This is a genomic window from Polaromonas sp. DSP2-3-2b2 (genome assembly GCF_049895905.1).
Lineage (GTDB): Bacteria > Pseudomonadota > Gammaproteobacteria > Burkholderiales > Burkholderiaceae_C > Polaromonas.
The window spans coordinates 1-1,247 of sequence record NZ_JAFCTH010000054.1; the positions used below are offsets into that span (position 1 = coordinate 1).

Below are 1,247 nucleotides of genomic sequence, written 5' to 3' on the forward strand. Positions count from 1 at the left end.
GATTTGTTGTCATGAATAACGCTCCAATGCGGATCATCCGCAATCATGGGAGCGGCAACTAGTCTGACACGGGGGGTCACCAGGCCGATCTGGAGCACTCCCCACCACATGCGCGCGTCGATCGCACGCGCATTGGACTTGCGGGGCGGCCGCGCCATCACGTCCTCGGTTTCGGGGTCCACACCCAGGGCCAGGGCCGGGCTGGAATCGGTGATCAGGTTGATCCACAAGATCTGGGTGGCCAGTAGCGGCAGCACCAGCGTCCCCGCATTACTTGCGTCACCCGCGTCTTTCAACCCGATCACGCCAGCGCCTACCACGCCCAGGAAGACGGTCAGCACCTCGCCCATGTTCGAGGACAGCAAGTAGCGCAGGAACGTGCGGATATTGCCGAAGATGCCGCGGCCCTCGCGCACCGCCTCGACGATGGTGGCGAAGTTGTCGTCAAGCAGGATCATGTTAGCCGCCTCCTTTGTCACCTGCGTGCCGGTCATGCCCATCGCCACGCCAATGTCGGCTGCCTTAAGTGCCGGGGCGTCGTTGACGCCATCGCCGGTCATGGCCACGATGTTGCCGTCGGCCTGCAGCGCTGCGACGATGCGCAGCTTGTGCGCCGGCGCCACTCGCGCGTACACCGCGTGCTGGCGCACGGCGACGGCAAAAGCCGCATCGTCCAGGGCGTCCAGATCGCTGCCGGTCAATGCCGGCGTGCCCACCGCCACGACGCCCAGGTCGGCCGCGATGCGGGCGGCCGTGCGCGGATGGTCGCCGGTGATCATCAGCACCCGGATGCCGGCCCGGTGCGCCTCGCGAATCGCCTGGGCGGCTTCCGGACGCGGCGGGTCGATGATGCCCACCGTGCCGACAAAGATCAGGTCCTTTTCCAGCACCTCGGCATCCTGCAGATTCTCGCCCGGGGCCAGGGGGCGGTAGGCCACCGACAAGGTGCGCAGCGCCTCGTCAGAGAGCCGGTCCACATCGTCCAAAGCCCGCGCGCGCAGCGCGTCATCGAAGGGGAGGACGTCCAGCCCCATGCGCACACGCGTGCAGCGCGCGAGCAGCACGTCTGGCGCACCCTTGGTGATCATCATCAATGCGCCGCCGTGCTCATGGTCGCGCTCGATCGTGGACATCATCTTGCGATCGGAGGTGAAAGGAATCTCGGCCACGCGCTCAAAGCGCTGCATGCGCTGCGCCTGCACGCCCAGTTTGCGCTCGGCCACCAAAAAGGCCGCTTCGGTCGGGTC

General features: G+C 66.5%; 1 protein-coding gene. It reads right to left on the reverse strand.

What is annotated here, in order from left to right:
• Nucleotides 1-1,247 (reverse strand): cation-translocating P-type ATPase (locus tag ACP7AD_RS18515; RefSeq protein WP_426166400.1); only part of this gene is annotated, 1,247 nt, incomplete at both ends.